The 24,251-nt window shown below is 33.2% G+C and carries 13 protein-coding genes; 1 reads left to right on the top strand and 12 read right to left on the bottom strand.

Annotation, left to right across the window (positions count from 1 at the left end):
- Nucleotides 1-139: 139 nt before the first annotated feature.
- The 8 genes from GQR97_RS11750 to GQR97_RS11715 form a co-directional block, all read right to left on the bottom strand.
- A complete protein-coding gene (locus GQR97_RS11750) occupies nucleotides 140-1,873 on the bottom strand; it encodes a TlpA family protein disulfide reductase (protein ID WP_158848582.1) in 1,734 nt (577 codons plus the stop codon).
- Between the two features lie 340 nt (nucleotides 1,874-2,213).
- Nucleotides 2,214-3,704, bottom strand: coding sequence for a sulfatase-like hydrolase/transferase (locus GQR97_RS11745; RefSeq protein ID WP_158848579.1), 1,491 nt, complete (start codon nucleotides 3,702-3,704; stop codon nucleotides 2,214-2,216).
- 3 nt (nucleotides 3,705-3,707) lie between these two features.
- Nucleotides 3,708-6,200: an alginate lyase family protein gene (locus GQR97_RS11740; RefSeq protein ID WP_158848577.1), complete on the bottom strand. Its 2,493-nt coding sequence runs from the start codon at nucleotides 6,198-6,200 to the stop codon at nucleotides 3,708-3,710.
- Between the two features lie 50 nt (nucleotides 6,201-6,250).
- Nucleotides 6,251-7,390, bottom strand: a complete 1,140-nt coding sequence (locus GQR97_RS11735) for a glycosyl hydrolase family 28-related protein (protein WP_158848569.1) — start codon at nucleotides 7,388-7,390, stop codon at nucleotides 6,251-6,253.
- Nucleotides 7,391-7,420: 30 nt separating this feature from the next.
- Complete coding sequence (locus tag GQR97_RS11730; protein WP_158848567.1) at nucleotides 7,421-8,221, bottom strand: SGNH/GDSL hydrolase family protein; 801 nt, start codon at nucleotides 8,219-8,221, stop codon at nucleotides 7,421-7,423.
- A 10-nt stretch (nucleotides 8,222-8,231) separates the two neighbouring features.
- Nucleotides 8,232-10,187, bottom strand: a complete 1,956-nt coding sequence (locus GQR97_RS11725; RefSeq protein ID WP_158848565.1) for a right-handed parallel beta-helix repeat-containing protein — start codon at nucleotides 10,185-10,187, stop codon at nucleotides 8,232-8,234.
- Between the two features lie 135 nt (nucleotides 10,188-10,322).
- On the bottom strand, nucleotides 10,323-11,885 hold the full coding sequence (locus GQR97_RS11720; protein ID WP_158848563.1) for a sulfatase-like hydrolase/transferase: 1,563 nt from the start codon (nucleotides 11,883-11,885) through the stop codon (nucleotides 10,323-10,325).
- Between the two features lie 189 nt (nucleotides 11,886-12,074).
- Nucleotides 12,075-13,952 carry an arylsulfatase gene (locus GQR97_RS11715; protein WP_199269849.1) on the bottom strand — a complete coding sequence of 626 codons (1,878 nt, stop codon included), beginning with the start codon at nucleotides 13,950-13,952 and terminating at the stop codon, nucleotides 12,075-12,077.
- A 1,257-nt stretch (nucleotides 13,953-15,209) separates the two neighbouring features.
- Here GQR97_RS11715 and GQR97_RS11710 point away from each other — a divergent pair.
- Entirely contained in the window at nucleotides 15,210-17,321 is a 2,112-nt protein-coding gene (locus GQR97_RS11710) for a right-handed parallel beta-helix repeat-containing protein (RefSeq protein WP_158848561.1), read from the top strand.
- A 1,277-nt stretch (nucleotides 17,322-18,598) separates the two neighbouring features.
- Here the strand turns inward: GQR97_RS11710 and GQR97_RS11705 are convergent.
- From GQR97_RS11705 to GQR97_RS11690, 4 genes are all read right to left on the bottom strand, one after another.
- Nucleotides 18,599-19,513, bottom strand: coding sequence for a hypothetical protein (locus tag GQR97_RS11705; protein ID WP_158848559.1), 915 nt, complete (start codon nucleotides 19,511-19,513; stop codon nucleotides 18,599-18,601).
- Between the two features lie 2 nt (nucleotides 19,514-19,515).
- Nucleotides 19,516-20,976 carry a right-handed parallel beta-helix repeat-containing protein gene (locus tag GQR97_RS11700; RefSeq protein WP_158848557.1) on the bottom strand — a complete coding sequence of 487 codons (1,461 nt, stop codon included), beginning with the start codon at nucleotides 20,974-20,976 and terminating at the stop codon, nucleotides 19,516-19,518.
- 70 nt (nucleotides 20,977-21,046) lie between these two features.
- A complete protein-coding gene (locus GQR97_RS11695) occupies nucleotides 21,047-22,849 on the bottom strand; it encodes a sulfatase-like hydrolase/transferase (protein WP_158848555.1) in 1,803 nt (600 codons plus the stop codon).
- Between the two features lie 9 nt (nucleotides 22,850-22,858).
- A complete protein-coding gene (locus tag GQR97_RS11690; protein ID WP_158848553.1) occupies nucleotides 22,859-24,232 on the bottom strand; it encodes a DUF1080 domain-containing protein in 1,374 nt (457 codons plus the stop codon).
- Nucleotides 24,233-24,251 lie beyond the last annotated feature (19 nt).

Here is a 24,251-nt window from a genome sequence, read left to right as displayed (position 1 = left end):
ACTCTAATTATAAAGCTTCCATCTCTGCGATTTTTGTAGCATATTTTGGATAGTTATTTATCTTTTTAAGTAAAAAAGAATTACATTCTTTGATTTAAAACACTTAAATAGTTCTTAATACATTGTAAAACATGGGGGTTTACTTCTTTTTCTTACTTATCATTTTTTTAACGACCTCTTTATCTAGATGCGACATTCTTTTTATTGCTCCAGGTTTATAATCTCCATGAGCATCAATAAAGGCATAGCTTGGAAAACCACTAAAAGAAAACAACCCCATTAAATCACTTTCAATACTAGATTCCACAAATATATGTGTGCCTCCAATTTCAAATTCAGCAATTTTAGCTTGCCATTTCTTCATACTAGAACCACTTGACGTGCATAAATAAACAAACTCAACAGAATCATCTTTAAATTCATCATGCAATTTTTTACTATATGGCATATCTGATAAGCAAGGTGCACACCAAGTTGCCCAAAAATCTAAAATAAGCGCCTTCCCTTTAAACGCCGATTTTATATTTGATAAAAGCGCTTGGCCATTACCAGAATCTACTTTATATAGTTTTGCCCCAAATGGCATTTCCGCTATAGGTTTTCCAATATTATTATCAGATTCAAAAGGTTTTTCTTCTTTTAAAATATTCTCTATCGTCTTCAACTTAGCCAAGCTTTCAACATAACCTGCCTCTAATTTTTCTCTACACCATTCAGTATTCACTGTTTTTAATGTAGTTTCAAAAATTATTCGCTGCTCATTTATATCTTTACTAGATAGTTTGAGTTTTAACAAGTCGGCTTTACTGTCGTTGAATAGGCTATCAATAAATTTTATGGTTTTTTGAGTTCTAAAAGCCACTATAGTATCATTCAATGCTGCCTCCAAACTTTTGGTAAGCTCTCGGGTTCTTGTCCGATCAAAAGGCTGAAATGCTTTTGCCTTTGCCTTTTCTTCATTTTTTAATTGATAATACTCCAACACATCCATTCTTGCCGATTCGGTAAGTTTTGAGTTATTTTTAAAATCATATAGATCAAGTCTATCATATTTTCCTGCTCGTCTTTCTATATAGTCAAAAAAGTAATTATAATAGCTTGATGCGTCATTGGATACCAAATACGGTTTATGATTTTTAATTTTATCGAACAGCTTTTCGTCCATTTTTGGTGTTGAAGAACTCCTGTGCTTAAGACATATTATTCCATAATAATCAGACATTCTTTCATTCTTGATCATCCAATCGTAAGATGATGGATTCTTCTCTATAAATTGATCGTCAATCTTGTGAAGTATAGCATAAAGACTGTCTGTTTTTGATAGATAAGTATCGTAATCAAGATTTCTATTTCTTCTAACAGTTGAAATCGCTGTCCCTATGGACAACTTTTTTTTATGTTTAAAAAGCACATGATTATTTAGTACCGTATTCACTGCTCCATCCGTTCCTGAATATGTAACACCAGGACCATTCATGTAAGCGCGCTTTGTTCTTAAACTGTCGGCATCGAGGGTTATGAGCAAATCGGAATTTGCATAAACACCTGCATAAAACAGTTTTCCAACATGCAACCAAATTTGCTGATAAGGAAACGAATTATCAATTTCTAATTCAAAGCTACCGTCAGCATTAAGAGTACCATGTTTCTTAATTTGAGATTCATTTTGAGCAAATGGAGTAACTAAGGAGTATTCTAGTTTAGTGTTTTTAATTTCTTCTTCTGTAAGATTTAAAACTTCCCCTTTTATAACAGGTTTGTTTTCTGCCTTATAATAAAAGTCATCAAATTCAGCATCTTCGACAGTAATTCTTTGCGCAAAACCACAAACTGTAATTAAAATAGTAATAAAAGATAATAAAGCAATTTTCATAGCATCTAGTTATTTATGTTACCACTAAGTGGCACGGTTTCATCGGTTGCCCAAATAGCTGAAGTAAACAAACACATAAATGCCATTATAAATGTTTTCTTTAAAGTGTGTGTTTTTCTCATTATTTAGTTTTATTAGTTTGTAGTAAAATTACACTTTCATAAAAACTAAATCTGTAAACCATGACCATTAACCTGTAAATTATCATCCGTTTTGAATAAAAATCACTTTATTTCAAAAAAATTAACAATAAAATTATTAATTTTTTAAAACCTCAAAAAAAAGCCTCATACTCTAAATGGAGTACAAGGCTTTTAAAAATGATACTATTTTATAGTATTTAATTAATCTGTGGCTGATTCCATAAACGATAAGGATCATCGTTTTCAATCATTTGTTCTAGAAGTAAAGCTTCCATTTCTGCTAATTTTTCAGCATATTTTGGGTTCTCCGCTAAATCAGTTTCCATTTCACCCGTTTTATGATGTTCTGGTAAATACTCATTAGGGTTTTCTGCTAAATTGAAAAGCTGAGTTTCTCTCACTGCGCCATCCATAACATCATACTTTATAAGTTTCCAATCTCCTTTTTTCACAGAGCGCATACCAGGTTTTGTTCCTCCTGCATAAACCCCATACATCACATCTCTAATCACCTCTTTTTCTCCTTTTAATACAGGTACAACACTTTTCCCTTCAACAGTTTCTGGCACCTCAATATCTGCTAAATCACATAATGTTGGTAACACATCTAACAGATACATATTCCCTTTAACGCGTTTCCCTGCAGGAATCCCAGGCCCTTTAACTATAAATGGTACTTTCCAAGTATGCTCGTAAAGGTTTTGTTTCCCTTGTAAACCGTGACGACCAATAGCCATCCCGTGATCGGCAGTATAAATAATATATGTATTATCAAGCTCTCCCATAGCTTCAAGCTTGCTTAATACTTTTTCTAACTGATTATCTATATTTTCAGAACACGCATATTCTCTACCTAGTTCATTACGTATTGTTTGCTCATCTCTATTTTTCCAAACACCGCTTACACGTTCTTCATCCCTAAGTCCTGGATGTCCATGAAAAAATGGATGTGCCAATAAATAATTATCTTGAAGTTCTGGTTGCTTATCATTTGCAGCCGGAAGTGAATTTGGGTCTTTATGATTTGTTGCGCCATATTTTGCTAACAATTCTGGAGTTCCATTTCTAGTATCATGAGGATGAGAAAATCCGAAATAGATAAAAAATGGATCTTCATCTTTATTAACTTCTCGGTCACCTAAATAAGTTAAAACTTGTTTTGCATGCCATGCACTACCACTTTCTTCTGTTCCGCCACGCTTAGTAGCATCGTGAACTTCTGTAAATTGTCTATTTGCACCAGGATAAGAATTTCCTTTTTTACAAGTACGCATGGTTTTATAACCTGCACGATTAAAAACAGCACCAATAGTTTGCTCATCAATAGCAACAGGATCTGTTTGTTTTTGAAACTCTGCACTTGGCGGTAAATGCCAAACGGTACGTCCAGACATAATCATGTGTCTAGATGGTGTACATACAGCACCATTCATAGATCCCATATTTCTAGCTTGGTCTACAACAACACCTTCACTTGCTAATTTACTAATGGTTGGTGTTTGTAAAATTGAATTCGGATCGTAGGTTTGTAAATCGAACGGTGATTGATCATCAACTAAAACGAACAGAAAATTTGGACGTCTTTTTTCTTTTACTTCTGCGGTGTTTTTTGCAGTTTTATCTTTACAACTTACTAATACAATAGTGGCAAGACATACTATTGAAAATAAACTTATTATTTTTTTCATAATTTAATTAAATGATTTTGAATGAGCTGTTTCTGTTTTTATTATTGAATTATCTTGATATGCTTCCATGGTTATTTTGAAACCTGATGCTTTAAAGTTCTCTATTCTGATATGCTGTTTTTTACCATCTTTCATAAAAACAGTAAGTTCTGTATCCGATTTACTTTCTATTTTTTTAATTTGATTTTCACCCTGATAAGGTACTAATACATTTAGAAACACAACTTCTTTATCATTAATTCTTAACCCATAAGTTTTACGGTTTGGATTGTTTCTAACATCACGCTGTTTCCCACCATTAGGATAGCTACTAACCAAAACCTTTCCTTTTTTAGGCCATAAGCTGTAAATATCTAACTTATTTCCGTCTTCATCAAATTTCATTTTCACACCGTTATTGGCTTTATACCACTGTGCGTCTTTAAAATATTTATAAGGTGAATCTTCATTTTGAGATAATTGCTCTAAAGCTGGCCCACTTTTTTTCACCCCTTCCAAATGTGTTAAACCAACAGGATGAATTAACCAATCGTAATTATGCTTTTTATCCGATTTCATATAATCTGCAATCACCACATAATCATTAGTTACTATGGATAATCGTCGTTGCTGAATGGGATTAAAATCCGCATCGAAATCCTTATCATTCCATGGTGGAAATTTCTCAAGATTAAACCTTGGAATTTCTCTCCAACGAGCATGAGTTTCCACGGCAGAAGCCTGCATTATTTCACCTTTAAAAAACAGAAGTTGTTTGGACGGAACGGCTTCTTGTTGCAGTTCATCTACAATAACCATATTGTGAGTTGCTGATGTTTGAACACTTTCTTTATAGCCTGCTTTCCCGTAGCCGTACCAAGCCATTTCGGTTCCAAAATACTTATGCCCGTTTCTATCCAAAGCAACCAAACTAGCTCTATCAAAATGACCATGCCAACCGCCATGAGTCCCGTATTTTAAATACGCTTGAATTTGATTTTCCGGGGATTTATTTTCCGGTTGAGAACGTAAAGCCACCAAGCCTACATTTGGCATAAAATCAGATTCCGTTCTTGGGTCTTTAACCTCTGGTAAATTAGGCAATCCATACATTAATGATACCCAAGACTCCCTTTTTGTTTTATTAATAACCCATGCTAATTCCGGTTTTTTATAAGCGCGATATGCAAATTCATAAAACTCATTCGGTTCTTTTAAATTAGAATCGTTACTAGAAACTACATAGGCGTTTTCGTCCATCATTGGGATATATGGGGTAACCATATCCTCTAAACCTCGGGTATTTTTTCCAGGAGGGCCCCAATTATCAAATTTCATTCCTGTAAAACCTGCTTTTAAATTTTCGAAATCTGCACTTTTAAACTTTACTGGAAAACGTCTGTGATATAAATCTAATCCATAATTCTCAAAAGCCTGAGCCACTAAACTGTAACGCTGGGTTACTAAATAGCAATAATTTGCAGTACCTTCAAACCACCAACCATCTGCCATAACACCTTTACCTATCTGGTCTGCCATACCACCTTCCGCATTTGTTAAATAGTCTAGTTCTGGTATATCTTGCAAAAACAACGCCACCACAATGGCTCCTGCATTAGCACTGGCTTGGTGATTCATGATACCAAGGGATTCCATGTGTGAGCTATTTTGTTTTAAATAAAAACGAAAGGTATTTTCTATATTTTCACGATCTTTAGCTGTTAGTTCGGGTTCATTAAAAACAATATCGCAAGCAGCCGCTAAGAATAAAAAGAAATTCCCTTCGTGTACTTGAACACCCGTTGTAGCGGCCCCAACAGATAAATAACCTTTTTCGTTATCGCAAACTTCCTTTATAAATTCTATTAGTTTTTGTTTATATGGTTTATCTTGAGTTAAACGCCACGCTAAACCTAATTTAAAAGCTTCTTCACCATCGGACGATCTATAAGCTAAACTCGACCATACTTTTGTTGGACGTGGTTTGGTAATTGTTTTACGAGCTGGAAACTCAAAATCATCCAGTTCCAATAGCATTTTATCTAAATTTTGTTTTGCCCAATCGTAATCTTTTATTTTTTGTTTGGCTTCATCAAAAACAGAGTTAGTGACTAATAAAAAAGGATGTGGCAGCGTGCGCACGGTAATAAATTCTTTCTTCTGAAGAATATGCCCTTCTTTATCTTTTATAACAATAAAACTAGATTCGTGACCACCTTCAGGCATTCTATTGCTAACAAGTACAGAAAGTGTCCCGTTAAATAGTTCTCCCGATTTCAACGTTATTTCAGAAGTATTCAAACTGTTTTCACAAACTAATTCTCGTGGTCTATCGACACTTAAATAAAAGGTCTCAGTATTTTTCAACGTGTTTTTAAATTGAAAATGATACTGAATGGTTTCGTTTGCTTTTGCAGCTTCTGTTTGAATGTCTTTCGTTATTTTACCTTCAGCATTATTTGAAAACCCTTTCAAATTTACCAACAATACAAAAAGTACTAAAACGAAATTTTTCATTTTAATCATATCTATTCCAAGTTTACTTTTAAAATTTGTTATCATCCTATTTACCATAAAATCCGAACATCTTTAGGCCATTGCTTCACATCTGTATAAATTTCATTGCCCTTTTTAAAGCTGCTATTTTCCATAATGACATCGCATTTCAGTAAGCCCATATCAACTTTTTTATTATCAAAAACACTATTTATAACATAGGAATCGTTCACCGCGCGCCACATAGCGCCCCAAGTATTATTTACAATTTCGCAACGATTTAGAATTACTTTTTGTGGTGCATATTTGGAGTTTTCGGTGTAATGGTATTTATCATAATAATTTTCGCAAGGAAACCATAAAGCTACTCGAGCACAATCCGAAACATGATATTTATGAAAAAATATATAGCCTGCCTCATCGTGATCGGCTTGAATACCATTGGTTTTCGTGTCTTTTATTGTGCATCTTTGAGCCAAAACATACTCGCAAGATGTATATTTATTTCCTTTACCTTTTACAGGGAAAGACATATCGCAATCCGATTGCAAAATATATTTATTATACAAAAAATAGACATTGTGATACAAACCTCCAGCAGAACCATTGAATTGAAAATTACAATTATCCATAATGATATTGTTGGTCCGTTTCATGTGTACACCCTGAGCAGACCAATGAATAACATCTATATTTTGAAGCATAACACGGTTGTGTCTACTTTCATTTCTACCCCTAATTAATATCCCGTTAATTTTTCCTTCACCCGTTCCTTTTAAGGTTAAATCTTTTATAACTAAATCGGTTACTTGTGGTTCGGCTTCAATATTAAAAGCCGCATTTACAATATTTGAACCTTGTAGAATAATCGTCTTTTTTCGTCCTGCACCAACTAAAGTTACCTTCCCTTTTAACGTTAGTGTTTCTGATAAAATATGAGTTCCTTTTTTCAAAAACACAATACCTCCTCCGGCAGCGCTTATTTTATCTATAGCAGCCTGGATAGATGCTCCAGGTTTTACTTTAACTACATTATCCAACCATTGCTTTGGATATTCTACATGTTTAAATTCATCTCCCCATTTATCTTGCATGATAGTATTCACTTCCTGCTCAATATTGACTTGGGTATATGAAAACGATTTCTTCTGTGCTGAAATGGAATATACCGAAAAACACAAGACTATTAAAAACGTTAAGCTTTTATTCATTTAAATATTATTTTTATTTAGCTGTATTTACTACAAATATTTGGCTATAATTCCTGACACTTCCGCTCCTTGTTTATCACTTCCTAATGCACTATAATGTACATTTCCTGGTTCTTTACCCCAAGTTTTTAAATTAGGTTTGGTAAATGCGTAAATATCATTAATAACAATATCTGAGTGATTCTCCAAAACGGCTATGGCTGCTTGGTTGAATTTGATACTATCGCCTACAAAACGTCCTTTTGCATTTTCTGGAACAGGTGTTGTTGTGGCAAAAATTAACTTAGCTTTTGGGAATTCCGTTTTTAAATATTTACAAATTTTATCTAAATTGGTTTTGTATTCAATAATAGAAGAAACTTGCTTTCCCTTTTTATTTAAATTCTTGCCTTTAAGATATTTTAAATCGTGTAGCCCAACATTAAAATGAATAACATCCCATTTAAAATCCCAACCATTTTCTAAATGAGGCTGAAACATTGTATCCTGCAATTTATCCATATTAGGTATAAAATCGCGACTAGATCCTCCGTTTTTAAATAACCGAATTACGGTCGCTTTACCGTCTAAAGTTTTTCTTACCATAGATGAATACCCAATGGAAATAGAATCGCCATAGATTAATACATTTGGTTTCCTTTTTGTGGGTTTCACATATTCAAAAGCATCCGTTTCATAAACACTAGCCATTTTACCGCACAATTTTTTCCAAGTGATTTCACAAATTTTATGATTCGTTCTTTTAAAAACATCAACAGCAAATGCACTAGGCACTAATCCCATTCCTAAAACACCGGCTCCTAAAAGCTTAACAAATACTTTCCTTTCCATAATTAACCCACTATTTAGACCACACTTTAATTTTATTGACACCCATTTTAAAGTTTTGAAAAGGGCCCACCATAAGCGACTCCGTATCTCTTTGGTTTCCGAAAAAATCTTCATTTAAAGTTATTGGAGAACCATCTTTATTTTCAAAGGGTGCTTCGGATTGAAATGCCATTCCCAATAATTCGGTATTGACCATTTTAGTTTTTACATTCTGAAAACTTTCATCTACGGTAATATTTAGATAGTAACCATCCGTTTCTTCCGAAAGACTAATTTCTGGATTTAAAGTTCTATTTTCAATCGCATTAGTTTCAATATTTGATGGTAACGCTTTGTTTAAATACAAATTAGCATCGATGGACATTGGAAATTTCTGACTGTTAATCTTATTCAAATTCCCCGAGTATTTTTCTTGATTCTCATGAGTTGGAAAATTAGAATAGGCATCTAAACCCGTAAACTGTCCTTTATCTAAAGTCTCTGTGTTACAAGCAAAAATGTTATTATAAAAACGATCGTCCCCAAGTATTAACGTCATCATCCCCATAACTTGTGTAGAATGTGGGAAATGATAATGCGTAAACCGGTTGCTTGCCGAACGAGTCTGTACTTTTCCAGCCATTAAATTATTTACAAATGCAGTGCCTTGAGAAGCGTTTAATAATGATAATCCTGACAACAACACATTATTATCTATAATCATTGGTCCATGATTTACTTCTACAAATAAATCTTCGCTGGCATTATTATTCCAAAAAATATTTCCTGTAACTTGAGCACCTTGCGCTTGCCAATCTAGCCAAATCCCTCTGTAATTATCATGAATAAAGTTATTCTTAATAACCACATCAATGGCAGCGTGAAGTTTAATACCTCCTATTTCCCAGCCGTCAAATTGCTTTTTTACATTAATATTATAAATTTCATTGTTGCTAATTTCGCTAAACACACAGCCCATATGGCCAATGATTCCGCCTTGTTCGCAATCCTTAATAACGTTATTTCTAATAATGTGCGAACCAATCATGTCCTTAGACCAGCCTAATTGCAAAGCTTTAAACACCACTTCGCGCTCGCGTTGTGTACCGTGCTTTCTCTTACTCGCCATCCATTGATTTTGACCAGAAGCTCTTTCTTTTCCAATTACAATACCTGCACATTTTGAATCGGAAATGATATTATCTTCTATAATCCAACCTTTACTCCAATTAGGTCCAATTAAACCACCTTGCTCTGCTGTTGGTGGTGCCCATTGTGTAGCAGCTTGGCTCATTTTAAAACCTCGAACGGTAATGTAGTTTATGCCTGTTCTCTTTGGAAAAAACACGGTTGGGCGCACATTAATTTCGGCTAATTCTTTATTCGGGTTTAACCCATTAAAGTTCGCATATATCGTTGTTCTTTCTTCATTACTTTCGCAATACCATTTGTTTTTAGAACCTTCAATATCTGCTGCACGCTCTAATGATTTGTCTTGAAATACTTTTGATAAACTATCAATTTCATAAAGTGCTTTACCGTTTATATAAACTTCACCTAAATGATGATTGCGTCCGTAGGTTTTTGTTAGCCAATCGCCTTTTAAAATTTCTTGATAGGGATTAAATTCTCCAAACATCGCATTGTTTAAAACGACTTTCCATACAGTCCCTTTATCCTTTTTCCATGTTTTTATTTCTTCGGAACCTTTAATCCAAACCTCTTCATTTTCTGCTGCTTGGTAAACAATTCGATTTATATTATTAACACCACTATTAAACGGACTTACCCGCTCTCGATAAATCCCTTCGTGTACGGTAATAACATCTCCAGGCAGTGCTATTTTGGCCGCTTTAGAAATGGTTTTAAAAGGAGCAGATTTACTTCCTACGTTAAAATCATTTCCCGTTTTTGCTACGTGATACTCTTTTGCTTGCGCTATTAAAGAACAAACAAAAATAAAAATTGTTAAAACTCTAGTTTTCATTCTCATTCTGGTTTAATAAAAAATTCTATTGTTACAAATTGACTTTCGAAAAAAACATAATTTGGCGCAAATAAAATAATAAAACCTATTGCTGTAAATTAGCAAACTGAGTGTTTCGAATTCTAAAAAGAGTACTTAGTTTAAAGTCATCCACGTTAATTGCTTCCAATTTTCTTTAACAAAAGATTGCGGTTTACCATCTGTAGATCTTCCGTTTTGAATAATATTTGTGATTTTCTCTTTTAATTTGTTTACAACCTCTGGATGTTCAAAATATAGATTAGTTGTTTCACCTGGATCCTTGTCAAGATCATAAAGTTCGTACAACGCTTCGCCTGGTTTAGGCTCTATATTAACAGGTTTTAAAGAACCACCAGAACCTCTAAGCATGTTTAATTTCCATTTCCCTTCGCGAATAGCAAAATTCCCGAAAAAAGAATGATTAATAAGATTTCGCTCAACTTGTTTAGCCTGAATATTTTTCATCTGTGGGTATAAACTATAACTATCTTCCCCTGCATTATCGGGAATTTCAGCCCCTACAATATCTGCAATAGTCGCGAAATAATCGGTTTGACCAACTGGCCCATCAACCGTACCTCCTGCTTCGATAACATTAGGCCAACGCATTAAAAAAGGTACACGGTGTCCGCCTTCATAAATATCACGTTTTCCACCTTTAAAATTCATACAGCTATAATGCTCGTAGGTATCTCTTTGATATGCGTAATTAGATTCTGCGCCATTATCTGATGAAAAAATAACCAAAGTATTTTCTTCTAATCCATTTGCTTTTAATGCATCCAATACTTGCCCAACACGATAATCTGTTTCTTGCATAAAATCGCCATAGTTCCCACAATTGCTTTTTCCTTGAAAATCGGGATGGGTAGCATGCGGTAAATGCGGACTTGTTAATGGTAAGTACAAAAAGAAAGGTTTCCCTTCTTTAGTTTCTTTTGCTGCCGTACCTATATACTCTACTGCTTTATTAGCTAAGGTTTCTAACACCAACTCATCGTTAAATGAAGGAGCTACCTCTACATAACCTCTTTCTCTTTCTTCTTGATATGGCGGCGTCATTCTATACGTACGTGGCGTAACGTCCATTTTCTTTTTTGTATAAAGCGTAGGAGCCTCTACAACGTGGTCGTTTTCTAAAAAGGTTAATATGCCATAATTCATAGATGCTGCAATCCCGAAGAAATAATCGAAACCTTTTTCTATTGGGCCATCTGTAAACGGTTTAGACCAATCCCGACCACCTTTCTTTGAATCGCCTACAAACTCCATTTGAAGATGCCACTTACCAATCATTGCCGTACTATAACCTTGCTCTCTAAGCAATGAAGCTATAGTCATTCTATCTTTCTCTATTAAACATGGTCCGTCTGCATGCACCACATTCTCTTTAAGTCTTGTTCTCCAACTATAACGCCCTGTTAACAAACTGTATCTTGAAGGTGTACAAACGGCATCACTACTGTGTCCGTCTGTAAATGTTACTCCTTCATTTACCAATCTATCCATATTTGGCGTTTCAAATTTTGCTTCTGGATTTAAAGCACTGACATCGCCATACCCCTGATCGTCGGTGTAAATAATAACAATGTTTGGTTTGTTTTTTTGCGCATAACTATAAAGGCCACAAAACATTAAAAAAACAAGACTTAATGTAACTTTTGATATATTTTTCATACTTCAATTAATACTATTAATTACTTAGATTATTTCTGTATACAAATAATAGATAAGATGCATGCAACTTAATTAACTACCTTATTATATTGTATTTTATTACTGAAAGGCTGACTTTAAAGCCAACCTTTCCTGATACTTTTTTAAAGTCAATTTATAAATGATATAATAAAACGTCTAAGGTAAAATTTATATTTTTTCTACAACAACATAATAGGATCCCAGTTCTTTTTTGTTATCTAAAGTAAACCAAGTTTGAAGTTGTGTTTCTCCTGCTTTAAGATCTACTGTGAATTCAACAAATTCCGCATTGGGGTCTACAGCAACAGACTGCTCTTCATCTTGAATTTTAATTCTAGCATTTTTAATAGTTAACGCTTTACTTTTTACACTTTCTCTAACTGTTGTGCCCTCTAAAGCTGGACGTACTGGAGCTATTCCATTTAATGCCAAACCGGTTTCTACTGGCCAGCGGCGTAATTTTAAATTATATTTACCACTCTCAGCAACCTTTACTAACCAATAACCATTATCAATATAACCTTGTCTGATATGACGTTGGTGCCACGGACTTGCCACAGCTTTAGTATGCCAATCGTGACCATGTAAAATTGTTGGATTATCCATTGGTGTACCAACAATAATATAAGGTTGATCGCTATAACTTGGCGAGATTTCTTTCCACCAAGCATCATATTCATCTTTAAAAGCGGCTACTTTTTCTGGAAATTGATCGGCAATATTAGTACGCTGCTCAGGATCTTTACTTAAATCGTAAAGTTCAGTACCATTAACAAGTCTCCAATCACCTTTCATAAAAGCTGTTCTTCTCCAAGGTTCTGGCATTTCAATACGTTGCGAATTGGTTATAACCGCACGATCTATAAACTCTTCATTATGACCATCAATTAATGGTTTTAAACTTTTTCCGTCGAATTTTAAATCTTCTTTAACTTCTAAACCACATAAGTCTACCAAAGTTGGTGCTATATCATAATGTGCTGTAAGTTCGTTAATGTCTTTTCCGGTAGTAATACCACCATCTTTCCAGTGAATAAATAAAGGAACACGGTGTCCTCCTTCATACATACTCGCTTTAATACCACGCATACCTGCGTTGTAACCTTTAGCAATAAAACCATCTAAACGATCACCTCCTTTTTCAATTTTCGCGCCTGCGGAAGTTCCATTATCAGTAGAGAAAATCAAAATGGTATTATCCATTAAATCGATAGCTTTTAAGTATTCTACTAGCTTCCCGATATTTTCATCAACGTTAGAAATCAACCCGTAAAAGGCAGCGTTTGGTATATTCTCATTATTTTCATAAGGGTCTGAATATTTATTTTCTACAAAATACGGCGTATGCGCAGCGTTGGTAGATAAATAACAGAAGAATGGTTTATTATTCTTTTGATTTTCAGACATGTATTTTTTGGCATTTTCGAACCAAATATCAGTACAAAACCCTTCAAACTTCTCTAATTTACCATTGTGCGTGTAAGTATCATTGAAATAATCGTTATCCCAATAATCCATGGTTTGCTCGATACCACCACCACCGTGAACTAGTACTTCTTCAAAACCTTTGTCTTGCGGACGAAACGGGTAATTATCTCCTAAATGCCATTTCCCGAAAATTCCAGTAGCATAGCCGTTATCTTTAAAAACCTGAGCAATAGTGGTTTCTCTATCTAAAATTAACGAACGCCCATTTACAGTATGCCAAACACCAGCTCTATTGGAGTGATGCCCCGTCATTAAAGCAGCTCTTGTTGGTGCACAAGTTGGAGACACGTGATATTGCGTAAAACGTGCACTAATATCATATAAACCATCAATATTAGGCGTTTTAATTTCTTTGTTACCTAATGCCGCGATGTCACCATAACCTTGATCGTCCACAACAAGTAAGATTACGTTTGGTTTTTCTTTTTCTTTAGGTTCTGTTTGTTTTACTTCGGACTTGCAGGATACAAATATTAGCAAGATACACATCAATAAAAAACATGATAATAAACTTTTTTTCGATACTGAATTTGTTTGATATTTTTTACTAAATGTCATTTAAGCTAATATATTTATTAATCTGAAAAAAGATAAATTCTAATTATAAACGAAAGTAAAATATTTATGAGTTCGGAAGTATAACTCATTGCTCATTCAGTATAAATTATTGGTTTTTATGAAAAACTAGCTATTCAAAATCCTACAAAACCATAGAATCAATTTTATTGATACTTAAAGTTTTTTAAATCTTAACTTGCTTTATTGCTAATCACTTTAGAACTATCACTCACTTTTAAAATACAAATTCTGCATTGAATCTTAGATAAATATAGCGTTGTACTTCTGTTATTTTTAGAACTTATTTCTAAGACTTTCTGTCCTCCAATATTATATAAACTAATATTTTGAATTACAACCTAACCTAGCATTTACTAATGGTACAATTAACCTGAGTTCGTTTAATACTAGATAATATTTAAGCAGTAAGAAAGATAGATTCCTAACAAATTAAAGTACTGAATTACAGTTTACTAATACAAAAACCTATCTGTAATGATCTATTCTAAAATTATTAAAATATTTTGTATTGTTGATGAGTTTTGTAAAGGATACATCCAATTGATTGAAAACCAAATGTTGGGCAATCTTGCAAAACGTCTTTCAGTTATGAGTCCAATTGAAGTAATTTTTAAGCAACATTGAAAAAAACAATCGGAAATATTAATGATAGAATATCAAAATATGCATATCACTCCAAAGATAATTCCGTAATTAATCAAAATTCAGAATCAAGTCTTTTTTAAAGAATTGGTTGCGAAAAAAAGAAAAATCAAATTAGAAATTCTTGACCTAGACTATATAAAAAAAAGAATGGATACTAAATTTATCTCAACGATATTCCAATATTTAGATAGTAATCAATATAGTCTTAAAAAGATATCTTCAAACAAGTATAGTTATTTCAATGATCAAATTATAGTTTATACTCACGGATTTAGTGAATATTTAAAATCAAGATATCGTAGCAAATAACTTAAACCCTATACAAACCTAAGTTAGCGTTAACATTAAACTAATGCCGTTCATAAAACAGCATTAAACCATTAACAAAAACACAAACAAAAAGGATTCAGACCCAATTGAAGCGTTTTTTAATTGCGACATACAGCAACTACCAACTTATTCCTATTCTTGTTTACTTTTTAAAAAGGTTATTCATATTAAAACAGCTGCTACTCATCTAAAAAATAATTCTACTAAACAATTTATTTTAGAAATTAGGAGTAATAATCAAATTAAAACTTTACCATAGAAATGAGAAAAGCTGTTTTATTTATTTTGTTTTTTTTGTGCTTTACTGCAAGTGAAGCTTATGCTTTTTCAACGACGCATTTTTTTGTAGCTACCAACGGAAGTGATACAAATCCTGGTACAAAAAAAATGCCATTTGCAACCATTAACAGAGCAAAAATGGCTGTTCGTGGGCTTAGTAAAAAAGATAAAGATATAGTTATTTACATACGTGGCGGACGCTATTATATGGATAAACCTATTGTTTTTGATGAATTAGATTCTGCTAAAGATGGGTTTAAAATAACATATAAAGCCTATCGTGGCGAAAAACCAGTAATTATAGGAGGTAAACCGTTAAGCAATTGGGGAAAAGTAAGCGACGGACTTTTTAAAACGACAGTTGATATTGATGATGATGCATTTTTTCATATTTATGAAAATGGAAAAAGAGCTTTTGAGGCGAGATATCCCAATAAAGGATATCTTTTAGGAACTAAGAAAGAAGTAAAAAATAATGCTCTCGATTTGTCAGTTAATCCAGAAGATATAAACCCTAATTTCACTTTTAATAACCGAAGTAGAATTTATTTATGGCCAGGTAACGATTGGTTTTCTGCATTTGTTCCAATAGCAGCAGTTGATAAAAATAAAGGTATCATTAGTGTTAGTGATACTTTACATGTTACCGATATAAACAAGAGAAGTCCGAGACGTTATTATCTTACCGGAATTAAAGAAGCTTTAGATGCGCCAGGTGAATTTTATTATGACAATGAAAAAAAGGAGTTATTTTATCGTCCCATTTCAGAAAACATTAATGATAGCGAAATTATTATTCCGCTTGTTCAATCAGTAATTAGGCTTGTAGGTAAAAATGCACCTGTTAAAAATATAGAGTTTAGCGGTATAGAATTTACCATATCACGTTTTGGTGCTTTCTTTACTGAAACAAAAAAGGGAACTCACGGAACGAATGGATGGAACGAACCCGCAAATAAAGAAGGCTTAATTTATTTTGAAAATGTGAATAACTGTAGTTTGGATAATTGTGTTGTAAGTAATGCAGGTTATAATGGTGTAAGTATGGTTTGGAATGCTCAAAACAACATCATTAAAAATTCTGAAATTAAAAATTGTGGTTTCCATGCCGTTTTATTATCTGGTTATAGAGCCGAATTTGGTTCGAAAGCCGATTTTAATAAAAAAAATATAATAACCAATAACCATTTGCACCATTGTGGTGAACTTGTAGGTCATGGTGCGGGCATATTTGTTTGGGCTAGTGGACAAAATAAAATAACCAATAATGACATACATGATATGCCACGTTATGGTATTTGTGTAAAAGGGCACCGTTGGGGAGACAAATTTGGTGATGAGTCTCCTATAAAAATTAATACAGGCGAGATTGTTACAAAAGATAATAAATGGGATTTTATTCACTCACGAGAAAATTTTATTGCATATAATGATATTTACCAAGTAAGTAAAGACTCTGAAGATAATGGCATTATTTCTTTTTGGGGCTGCGGAAAAGATAACGTTGTCTATAATAATAAGCTGCATGATATTACAAACAGAGCTGTTGAAGGCGGAACTATGGCCATTTATTTAGATGATGCTACCGATTTTGTGCGTGTTGAAAATAATATTATTTACAATATAAATTCAGGATCTTGGATTTATCCGATACTTGCCAAAGGCATTCACAATACTATAATAAACAATTATATTATTTGTGAAAAATCAAATAGAGCCGCCATAAGAAATGTGACTCAATATAACGAGGAAGTTAAATCTCATGTTTATAAAAGAAATATTATTTATATGAAAGGTGAAGCGGACATCTATAGTTTTGGAACTTGGAATAATACCAAATTAGCCGAATGTGATTATAATTTAATATTTAGTGAAATGGGGATTTATAATTATAGAAGTGAAAAATCAATATTAAGTGCTAGTGATTGGCAAAAAGAGTTTAACGGTAAGTTTGCAAAGCATAATGTGTATGCCAATCCTGAATTTTATAATGTTGAAACAAACGATTTTAGGTTAAAAAAAGAGTCTCCAGCTTTTAAAATGGGAATTGTTCCTATTGATATTGAAAAAATAGGCATTCAGAAATTCGATTAAAGCTCTTTTTAGTATTTAACACCAAATTTTATAAGCGCAAAAAAAATAGCTCCATTAATTATGCTTTTTAATGGTATAATTTGTGATTCCGAACGAAGTATAAGGAAGAATTAATCGAACTCGAGTTCTTAGTTAGGATTTGGATACACACTTATTTTATCAAGCAAAGCATTTCAACCTATTGATAACGATTCTATTGAAACCCCAAAGTAATTTAGATTAAATAAAGCCCTTACTTTTGATCCTTAAAATATAAAATAGTATTTAATTTTAAAGCATAGAAAGATCAACCTCATTTTCTATTAAAGAAAACAGGTTCTATTGTGGTTTTTAAGATTTATGGATGCTTTTGAAAAAAGAGTAGATTGCAAAATATGCGCACAACAAAAAAAATTAAGCGCTAAAATATTATACAGAAAAAGCGTTAACATTTTTCTATTTAAAATTCAAAGTAAAATATTTCTTTTGAGCTTAGCCCTAATAAAGGCCACCTCAATAAAAAAAAGAGAACAGAAATTGGCTTACCTAAAAATTACAGCTACTAAATAAAGATTTTTAAAGTTCTCGCTTATATAAACATAAACAAATCTTCGTCATCTGAAAATGATTTTGTAATAAAAGTTATAGGTTTAATGTGTTGAGCCTTTTCGTTATTTTGTAGTCGTCCAAATTTAAATTTATGTAGCCGATTTTTTAATTCTTGTAATATTTTCATAGCGCATATCCTTTTGTTTGTTATTAAATGTACGATGTAAAACCCATATTTGGATGTTACAATATTTAAAAATATATTAGAACCAAAGATCTTCATCATCAGAAAACCATTTAGAAATCAATGTTTTAGGTTTAGTGTCTTGAATATCTTGTGCCTTTTGTAGTCGATAAAATTTAAAGTTCTGTAGTCGATTTTTTAATTCTTGTAATGGTTTCATAGCGCATATCGTTTTGTTATTATTAAATATACGATGCACAATCCATGTTTGGATGTCAGAAAAATTCAAAAAAATCTTAAAACTAAAGAATTAGCAATCACTTAACAATTAGATAAAACTAAGATGTTTTTAGCTAGTTTATTTTTAGCTCTGTTACGCTTTAGCAATGTTTCGTCAGGCATCCTAGTAACAACAATTATAAATCTTTTACATTACTAAAAAATATTTGTCGCAAACATTTATTAAAAAAATTACGAATGAAACACTTGCGACAAACATTGTTAGTATAACCAACAGATTTTTGCCCCATGAAAACTTAACTAACATCCTTTTTTTACTTTATAATTATTTTAAAACAGGATTTTCCATAATCTCTTTAGCTAACTCTGGACTTGTTTTCTCTACACCAGTGATTATATACAAAACCATTCCAGCATCCGAAGCATCGAAATCACCTCTTTTAACGCAAGTTTCTAGTCTTGAATAAAGCCATTTCCATGCACCTTTTTTGTAGGCTTTATTGTTTTTTGCCTTCGAAGTTTTTATCCAATCGAATTTTTCTTTTGGAGCCTTTAAGCCATCATAATCATCTCCTCCATTTTGACCTGTTATATGAATACATTTCAAACTACCTCCTTCTTCTCCTGAAAAAGCAGCTTTTATTTCTTTAAACGTCCATCCCGAATGCTTATCCCAAAAGTTTTTATGTGGTTTATCACTATGGTTATCATTCCAGCCAGAATGTGAAATAAGAGTTACATATTGACGTTTAGAAACATCGGCACGTTTAATAGCTTCACCAACAACCTGCATGGGGCCAGCAGCAATAATAATTAAAGGATTTTCTTCTGAAGATTTATTGATCTCATCACGCATAGCTGTATAAGCAACCTCTGCATTATCGACAGCACAAATAAAGTTTGTTTTATTAAAACCAAACCATTCTCCACCTTTCAAAGCACTTTCGCGCATGTGCTGGTATGAGTTCAATCCAGACTTTGAAGTGGGATGATCTTGATTACTTCCCCAAACATGATCGCTATACGTATAAAGCACCAAGTTATCTTGAAGTCCCTTTGCTGCAAGAAAAGCCAAACTTAAGGGTGTTGCGGCCCAATCGTCATGGTCGTGTTCATTCCCGTCAGAACTTATTGCTATTCGTCCCTTACCCTGCCAAACTGGTGTTTGGGCAAAAAGATTTCCCATATTCAACATGGCAATAATTAATCCACAAGTAATAATAAACTTTGCATTTTTCATATCTATTTAATATGCTTAATGTTATTGTTAGTTCCTAAATCCGAAATTTCACCAATAGATTCACCAGTTACATGACTACTTTTAGCTGATAAAAATATAGGGTAATTAGTTAGATTCTTTATCTGAAAGCTTCCACCTTTAAAATCGTTTTGATGCGGAAAATTTCCATGTTGCAACCTTATATTATTCTTTTCGCCACCAACTTTAATACGCAATCCTTCTTTTACAACTTCATCTGTACCACGTAATGTAATATGATGTCCACTTCCGCCAATATAAGCAACCGTTCCTGACCCGTTATAATAAGGATCGATGGCCGGAATAATGGTTATCTCTGCATTGTAATTTTTATCATTTTCATAGGTTGTTGAATAAACAGGTCCATAAGCACAATCTGCTTTACAGTTTACCACGGTTCCCGATCCTAAAGAAAATCCATTTTCACAACCAATAATCACACAATTCTTTACCTTTTTATTCCCTGTAGCATGCGCTAAAGTTACTCCTGTCCTCATGTACTTAATTGTACAATTTAGTATTGTTGGGTTTGAAGTACCACGTTTATAAACTTTGCCATCAATAATAGTTTCTCCAGCATTATAAGCGCGTATACCAGCCTCACCTGTACTTAACATATATCCTGTTGGAAGTTTATAACCCCATGCTGTCATAAAACCAACATCGAAAGCAGGACCGGAAGTTTCTGCAAGCATATCATCTGTTTTTCTTACTTCTCCTTCCACTGTACAACCTTCTATTGTTGGGTTACTAGCTGCTTGCATAAATAAACAATGCCCATAACTTCTATGAATAAATGTTGAATTTTTAAGATGATTAGACTCCCCTCTAATTAAACAGGCGCTATGTTTTTGATGTTTAATAACCACTTTACCTCCTTTACCAAAAGCATCACCATATCCATAAGGAAAAGACCCTTTGGTTGTAACATGAAAACCTTCTACTCTATTCTCTTTTCCATCTATAACTATATTGGTTGCTCTTCGCGTTGGAGCATCGTACACAGATCCATCATCTACAAGCGTTAAATTTTTAAGTACATTATTATTACCAATAATTTGCAACTCATGTACTTGAACTTTACCATAAGCTTGTAATACTTTAGTCTCTACCTTGATTGTAACATCTGTAAAATCGTAGGTGCTATTATTCCCTTTAAAAAGCAATAAAACTTTTGTGATGTTTTTTATTTTAAGCTCTTGCTGATACTGTCCTTTTTTAACATCGGCTGCTGTAATAGAATAAACACCTGGTGCTAACTTAACCTCAACATTATCTTTTTCTAAATAAGGCATCAATTCATCTAATGAATTCACAACGGCCTGAGCAGAACTTATATGTAATCCTATTAAAAAAAACACAGCAAAAAATACTGTTACCGATTTTCTATATGTTTTAAAACTCATGGTATTATGCGTACTATTTAGTATTTCAACTTTCATCATTATAGATTTTCTTTATTTTAAATAGCCTTAACTTTTAAAAACTATCTTGTCTTTATTTAATCACTAATTCTTAATTTAATTCCTCGGAATGCACATAATTATAATACACAGCTCCTACCATTTCGCCAGATGCATCATAAAACCAAGTTTGAACAAACGCAGGACCTTTAGGCAGGTTCTTTAAAGTAAATTTTACACCGTCGGCATTAAGATTGGCTTTTTTGGTTTCATCTACATAAATAGTATCTCCATCCCATATTTTTATTCGTGCACTTGCTATTGCTAAAGCTTTACCCGATCCGGCCGAAGTTAATGTCGTTTCTTTTTCAATTTCTTTAGGCCAACGACGTAAATCAAAATTATAGGCCCCTGTTTTTTCAAATTCAATAGCAATAAAACCGCTTCCTTTTGCTCCCTTTTTAACTGCATCTTGTTCCCAAATTACGGTACCATGAAAATCCATAGCATGTAAATCTGTTTCAGGCTCTGCAGCATTACCAATAACAATACGGGTATATTCGCTAGAACGTTCTTCTACAAGTTGCCACCATTTCTCATATTCTTCCTTTAATTCAATAATTATACCATTATTTTCTGAATTGTTAATTAAATCAACCTCTTGTTTTTCATCAACAAGCACATCATAAAGCTCCCAATCAGACTCACTACTATTTCTAATTAAACGCCATTTATGCGTTATCATGTTGCCTTTCCAAATATCTTTTTTTACTGAAAGTTTTTTATATTTTTCTGGAAATTCCGTCCACATATCATTAATAGTAACCGCTCTATTTTTATATTCAATAGGATCATTTGATGGATCTAAATCTAAAAATGGCTTAAAGCTTTTACCACGAATTTTTAATTTTTCAGGTCTATCGGATACATCATTAAAGTCTAAAATATCCATAAAGGTTGGTAACCAATCTATATGAGCTGTAAGTGGTTGTATTTCTCGTCCTTTACCATCTCCTCCAAGACCTCCATCTGCCCACCGAACAAAGCATGGTACTTTTGTTCCACCATCATAATTAGAACCTTTTCCTCCACGAAGATATGTACCTCCACCGTTATCTGTAGTAAAGATTAGAATAGTATTATCGGCAATACCTTTATCATCAAGAAATTTTATCAACCTTCCCATATTTTTATCAATATTTTCTATGGTTGCTGTTTTAGCTCCTGCTCCGTTACGAGCGTCTGGAGGCATTACATGAGGTGCGTGTGCCGTGCCTAGTGGAATGTATGCGAAAAACGGTTTTTTCTTTTTGATATTTTCCTCCATGAATTCCATAGAACGGTTGAAAAAGAAATTGGTAGTGAATGCGCCTTTAATCCCATCATCTTCATCTGTCATTTCTACCAAGGTATCATTAACCCATATATTTGCATGGTTATTGGTGTTTCCCCAATAATCTGGTTGTTGGCCAGTACCGCCACCTTTTACCCAAGAAACATATTCGAATCCTCGATCTTTAGGACGAAATGGGTAATTATCTCCCAAATGCCATTTAAAAAATAATCCCGTTGCATATCCATTTTGTTTAAAAATATCAGCCATGGTAATTTCATCAGCTCGCATCATATTTCTACCATTAATAGTGTGCCAAACTCCCACTACATCACTTGGCCTCCCCGTTAAAAGTGCAGCCCGTGTTGGAGAACAACTAGGCGAAACATTAAAATCTGTTAATCGAACACTCTCTTTTGCAAGTTTATCGATATTGGGTGTTTGTGGCCCATTGGCTTTGTAATATGAAAATGAATTATGACTGATATCATCTGGCATTACAAAAATAACATTGGGTCTATCTTGTGAAAAAAGATATCCTGAAATTAAAACAGATAATATCCCTAGTTTTATTGCTTTCATATTATAATATTAAAGTTCTTTAATTTTTATTTTTCTATAAACTAATTCTGCATATTCTGCTTGCAAAGCAATAAAACCAGATGTATTGGTTAACCCTCCATAGGTAGCATTTGTAATTTCATTGACCAAAACACCATTTAAATAATATTGTGCAGAATTACCTCGGACTTTAAGCAACACATCATTCCAGCCTTTTTTCTCTGTATTTAACCACTTAGAAGAACTACTATAATTTCGCTTTTTAATTTTTATAATTTCTCCCTCTCTAAGCACATCGCTATGCGCCCCCAAAATATTCCATAGGTCGCCACAATCACCTTCCTGAATTTGATATTCTAAACTGGGCGGCCAAGCATAACTACCAACTGGGCAATGATATAATAAGCCTGCATCACGTATTTTATCAAGACGCGGTGCAAATCGACGTTTTCCCCATTTAAATTGAAATTTTAAATCGTACGATTTATAAATCTTTTTAGTTACAGCAATACCGTAAGGCGCTGCTGTTTTTTGCCATTTATACATGGCCTTTAATTCTTTTCCATTATACTCAAACATGGCATTTGCTTCTTCTTCCGTAGCTTCTCCATTTACAATAAAATCATAGTTTGGTCCTGTTTCTGGATTATTTTCAAAAAGGTCTACCCATGTATTTAATTTAGATACTCTTATGTGATTTAAATCTCTTACTTTAATATTTCTGAAAGCCACTGGACCATGACCTCCCTGTAAACGGAACGGGGCACTTGCTACTTCTGTTTCTGATAAAGCGCCTTTTGTTGGCCCTGATAATTCTACATTTTCATGTATTACTATACCGTTTAAAATGATTTTATCAAATTTAGCATTCTTGATTTTTTCTCCTTCTGAATTAAATTTAGCAGCTCTAAAAATCACGTCCAATTCCTGCCACTCACCCGGTGCTTTACACGCATTTAATCTCGGCGCATATCCATCAAAACCTTTTTCTCCTTCATTTTTACTGTTATCCCAGCGTTGTTGTATTCCTCCACAATCGTAAAAAGTAAGATTAATTGCTTCCCAACTATCAAAGAGTTGAATTTCATATCTATTTTGAAAATAAATACCAGAATTTGATCCTTTTGGAAGTATAAATTCAACATGTAACTCAATATCTCTATAAGCCTCTTTTGTTACTAAATATTTGGTTCTTCCTTTCGCTCCGTTTACAAAACAATCTATCCCTGGTTCATAATTAAAAAGTTTATTATTGATAGAATCAACTTTAACTTGACTTGCTTGAAGCCAATCTCCCGCAGGTTGTTCAAAATCGTTTAAAGACTTGAGTTTAATTTGTGAAAAAACAGCACCTGTATAGCATATTACAAAAACTAATAACGCCGTATTTAAGTTATACTTCATTTTAAATAATTTATTATGT

This window comes from Algibacter sp. L1A34, assembly GCF_009796805.1.
GTDB lineage: Bacteria > Bacteroidota > Bacteroidia > Flavobacteriales > Flavobacteriaceae > Algibacter.
Note: the sequence above shows the minus strand (reverse complement) of the source record. Positions and strands in the feature narration are given on the sequence as shown.